Consider the following 4,397-nt stretch of genomic DNA (forward strand, 5'->3'; position numbering starts at 1 on the left):
AACGAGCTGGGCACGATCAACGATATTGCCGCCATCGGTGCTGTGGTCCGCGAGGCCGGCGCCCTGTTCCATGTGGATGCGGCCCAGAGCGTGGGCAAGATTCCGGTGGATATGGCGCAACTGCCGGTGGACCTGTTATCCATCTCCGGGCACAAGTTCTACGGCCCCAAAGGGATCGGCGCCCTCTATGTGCGGCGCCAGCCCCGGGTGCAGCTGGAGGCGCAGATGCACGGTGGCGGGCATGAGCGCGGCATGCGCTCCGGTACCCTCGCCACCCACCAGATCGTGGGCATCGGTACGGCGGCGCGGCTGGCACGGGACGAGATGGCCGCCGAGAGCGCCCGCCTGCTGGCCCTGCGGCAGCGTCTCTGGCAGGGCATGGCAGGAATCTCCGGCCTGCAGTTGAACGGGCACCCGGAGGCGCGCCTGCCGGGCGCCCTCAACGTCAGTGTCGAGGGTGTGGACGGCGAAACCCTGCTGCTGTCCCTGCGCGAGCTGGCCCTGTCCAGCGGCTCGGCCTGCAACTCCGAGAGCATTGAGCCGTCCTATGTCCTGCGGGCGATCGGTGTTCCCGATGCCCTGGCCCACAGCGCGCTGCGTCTCTGCTGTGGCCGTTTTACCACCGAGGCCGATGTGGACCGCGCTGTCGCGCACCTCGAGGCTGTCATAACCGGTTTGCGCCAGCGCGTTTAGCGGGTGAAACCCGGCAGTAAAGCCCGTATAATTGCGCGGCTTTTACCCTGGGGCCAACGGCCCCTGATTTTTTTGTTTTCTGTGGAGATAGTTTGATGGCTGTTGAGCGTACCCTGTCCATTATCAAGCCGGATGCCGTTGCCAAGAACGTCATTGGCCAGATTTATTCCCGCTTCGAGGACGCGGGCCTGCAGGTAGTTGCCTCAAGGATGCTGCGCCTGAGCGAAGACCTGGCCGGTGGTTTCTATGCCGAACACCGCGAGCGCCCTTTCTTCCCTGCGCTGATCGAGTTCATGACCTCCGGTCCGGTGGTGGTGCAGGTGCTGGAGGGCGATAACGCCATCGCCAGGAATCGCGAGCTTATGGGTGCCACCAATCCGAAGGACGCAGACCCCGGCACCATTCGCGCCGACTTTGCCGAATCGATTGATGCCAACGCCGTGCACGGTTCCGACTCGCCGGCTTCCGCTGAGCGCGAAATAGCCTACTTTTTCGCCGCCAGCGACATCTGCAGCCGCGGCTGAAGCAGATACTCCGCCATGACGGCCTCCCTCATTGCCACCACCGCCGCGACTGCCCGGGTTAATCTCCTGGGCATGACGCAGCAGCAGCTGGAGCAATTCTTCCTCGATCTGGGGGAGAAGAAGTTCCGTGCCCAGCAGGTGATGAAGTGGATGCACCATGGCGGCGTCACGGACATTGGCGCCATGTCCAACCTGGGCAAGGCGCTGCGGGAAAAGCTGCTGCAGATTGCCGAAGTGCGGCCGCCGGAAATTGTCAGCCAGCACGACTCCACCGATGGCACCCGCAAGTGGGCGGTGCGGGTCGAAGGTGGCGGCCTGGTGGAGGCGGTACTGATTCCCGATGGTGGTCGCGCCACTCTGTGCGTGTCGTCGCAGGTTGGCTGCAGCCTGGACTGCTCCTTCTGCTCCACCGGCAAGCAGGGTTTCCAGCGCGACCTGACGGCCGCCGAAATCATTGGCCAGGTGTGGCTGGCGATCAAATCCTACGACGCCTTCCAGTCGGGCAAGGGCCGGGTTGTCACCAATGTGGTGATGATGGGCATGGGCGAGCCGCTGCTGAACTTTGACAACGTGGTCGCGGCCATGGATCTGATGCTGTCCGATCTCGGCTACGGCATTTCCAAGCGCCGGGTTACCCTGAGCACCTCCGGCGTAGTGCCGGCGCTGGACCGGTTGCGGGAGCTCAGTGAAGTATCCCTGGCGATTTCGCTCCACGCACCCAACGATGCCCTGCGCAGCCAGCTGGTGCCGATCAACCGCAGGTACCCGATTGCCGAGCTGTTGCGCAGCGCGCGCCAGTATATTGATGCCCAGGCCGACAGCAAGCGCGTGGTCACGGTGGAGTACACGCTGCTCGCCGGGGTCAATGACCAGCCGGACCAGGCCCGGGAGCTGGCCGTGCTGCTCAAGGATTTCCCCTGCAAGATCAACCTGATTCCCTTCAACAGCTTTCCCGGCTCGGAATACCGCCGGCCCAGCGGCAACGCGGTTTCGCGGTTCTGGCAAGTGCTGGTCGATGCGGGCTATATTGTCACCGTCCGCACCACCCGTGGGGACGACATCGACGCAGCCTGCGGGCAGCTGGTTGGCCAGGTGGTCGACCGCACGCGTCGCAGTGAACGCTATCGCGCAGCGGGCCAGGCCCCGGAGGTAGAAACAGGGTGATTATTCCAGCCGCGGATATCGGCAGGCGGGGTCGCGGGATCCTGCTGGGCCTGGTGGTACTGTGTTCGGGTTGCGTGACCACCACCGACAGCGTGTTCACCACACCGCCGTCACCGCAGGAGGCTCTGGAGCGCAGGGTGGCGCTGGCGCGGCAGTATATCGGTGAGCGCGACTGGGAGAACGCCAAGCGCAACCTGGCCCAGGCGGTGGCAATCGATGACCGCAATGCCGAGGTGCACGAAGCTTTCGCCCTGGTATACCAGAGCACGGGCGAGAAAGAGCTGGCTGAGGAAAGCTTCAAGAAGGCGATCCGGCTGCAGCGGGATTTCTCCCGCGCCCGCAACAATTACGCGGCTTTTCTTTATTCTGAGCAGCGCTATGCCGACGCCGAAAAGGAACTGGAGCAGGTGGTCAAGGACACCCTGTACACCGGGCGGCCGATGGCGTTCGTGAACCTGGGCCTGTGTCGGCAGCAGCTGGGCAAGTCCGCGGAGGCGGAAGAGGCCTTTTCCCGCGCCCTGTCCATGGATCGCGCCAACACCATCGCCCTGCTGGAGCTGGCCCAGCTGCGGTTTGAGGCAGGCGATTACGCCACCGCCAGTCGCCATTACGGAATCTACCGCACAGCGGTCAGGTCCCAGTCCGCGCGCGGTCTCTGGCTGGGTATCCGCCTGGCCAAGGCACAGAACGATCGGGATGCGGTGAGCAGCTATGCGCTGGCGCTGGGCAGCCTCTACCCCGAATCTCCGGAATTCCGGGATTACCAGCGGATGCAAGCCAATGGGCAGTAACGAGGTGTTTGCAGATACCGCGGCCAGGGTGTCGCCCGGGGCGATGCTGCAGGCGGCCCGCGAGGCCCGGGGGCTCTCGCCCCTCGATGTGTCCCAGCGCCTGAACTGGCTGCCGGAATATGTCGCATTTATTGAACGCGATGAGTTCCAGCGCCTGCGCCGGCCAGCGTTTGCCCGTGGTTACGTGCGCGCCTATGCCCGAATGCTGGGCCTGGACGAAATCATCGTGCTGGCCGGTTACGATGAAGTGGCCCCCGCGCCGGCAATATCCTCGACCAGAGTGAGCAGCCGGCGGCCCCTGCCGCTGCAACGCACCGGGCTTGGCATTTTGCTCGGCCTGGGTGTGCTGGCCCTGCTGGTGCTGGGGCTGTGGTGGGCGCAGTCCGGTGACACCGCCACCGGCTCCTTATTCGGAGGTTGAGCGTGCACAAGTCTTCCCCCATTACCCGTCGCCGCAGTCGCCAGATCATGGTCGGCTCGGTCGCCGTTGGCGGGGATGCGCCAATCAGCGTGCAGAGCATGACCAACACCGAGACCTGCGATGTCGCGGCAACGGTAGCCCAGGTCCAGGCTATCCAGGATGCGGGTGCGGATATCGTGCGTATTTCGGTGCCGAGCATGGACGCCGCGGAAGCTTTCCGCGAGATCCGCGCACGGGTTACTGTACCCCTGGTGGCGGATATCCATTTCGACCACAAGATCGCGCTGAAGGTGGCGGAGTACGGGGTCGACTGCCTGCGCATCAACCCGGGCAACATCGGCAATGACAAGAAGGTCCGCGCTGTCATTGACTGTGCCCGGGACAAGGGCATCCCCATCCGCATCGGGGTCAATGCCGGCTCGCTTGGCAAGGACCTGCAGCGCAAATACGGCGAACCCACCGCGGAGGCGCTGGTGGAATCCGCGCTGCGCCACGTGGATATCCTCGACCGCTTCAACTACCCGGATTTCAAGGTCAGCGTCAAGGCTTCCGACGTGTTCATGGCGGTGGCTGCCTACCGCCTGCTGGCGCAGCAGATTGAACAGCCATTGCATCTCGGCATCACCGAGGCCGGCGGTTTGCGCGGCGGTACTGTGAAATCTGCGGTGGGCCTGGGCATGCTGTTGATGGACGGTATCGGCGACACCATCCGTATCTCGCTGGCGGCGGATCCGGTGGAAGAAGTGAAGGTCGGCTTTGAAATTCTCAAGAGCCTGAAGCTGCGGGCCAACGGCATCAATTTTA

Annotated in this window: 6 protein-coding genes; all 6 read left to right on the top strand. The window is 64.0% G+C overall.

Features of this window, described 5'->3' with window-relative positions; translation table 11 throughout:
- On the top strand, positions 1–693 hold a 693-nt coding region (locus RJQ10_RS18560), incomplete at its 5' end, for an aminotransferase class V-fold PLP-dependent enzyme (protein WP_350148918.1).
- A gap of 95 nt (positions 694–788) precedes the next feature.
- Complete coding sequence (ndk, locus tag RJQ10_RS18565; protein ID WP_350148919.1) at positions 789–1,217, top strand: nucleoside-diphosphate kinase; 429 nt, start codon at positions 789–791, stop codon at positions 1,215–1,217.
- A gap of 15 nt (positions 1,218–1,232) precedes the next feature.
- Complete coding sequence (gene rlmN, locus RJQ10_RS18570; RefSeq protein ID WP_350148920.1) at positions 1,233–2,381, top strand: dual-specificity RNA methyltransferase RlmN; 1,149 nt, start codon at positions 1,233–1,235, stop codon at positions 2,379–2,381.
- Positions 2,378–3,172: a type IV pilus biogenesis/stability protein PilW gene (pilW, locus tag RJQ10_RS18575; protein ID WP_350148921.1), complete on the top strand. Its 795-nt coding sequence runs from the start codon at positions 2,378–2,380 to the stop codon at positions 3,170–3,172. The genes rlmN and pilW overlap by 4 nt, the downstream gene beginning before the upstream one ends.
- Positions 3,162–3,593 carry a helix-turn-helix domain-containing protein gene (locus RJQ10_RS18580; RefSeq protein WP_350148922.1) on the top strand — a complete coding sequence of 144 codons (432 nt, stop codon included), beginning with the start codon at positions 3,162–3,164 and terminating at the stop codon, positions 3,591–3,593. Before pilW ends, RJQ10_RS18580 begins: the two co-directional genes overlap by 11 nt.
- 2 nt (positions 3,594–3,595) lie before the next feature.
- On the top strand, positions 3,596–4,397 hold an 802-nt coding region (gene ispG / locus RJQ10_RS18585; protein ID WP_350148924.1), incomplete at its 3' end, for a flavodoxin-dependent (E)-4-hydroxy-3-methylbut-2-enyl-diphosphate synthase.

Origin of the sequence: Haliea sp. (genome assembly GCF_040222615.1) — a bacterium.
Classification (GTDB): domain Bacteria; phylum Pseudomonadota; class Gammaproteobacteria; order Pseudomonadales; family Halieaceae; genus Haliea.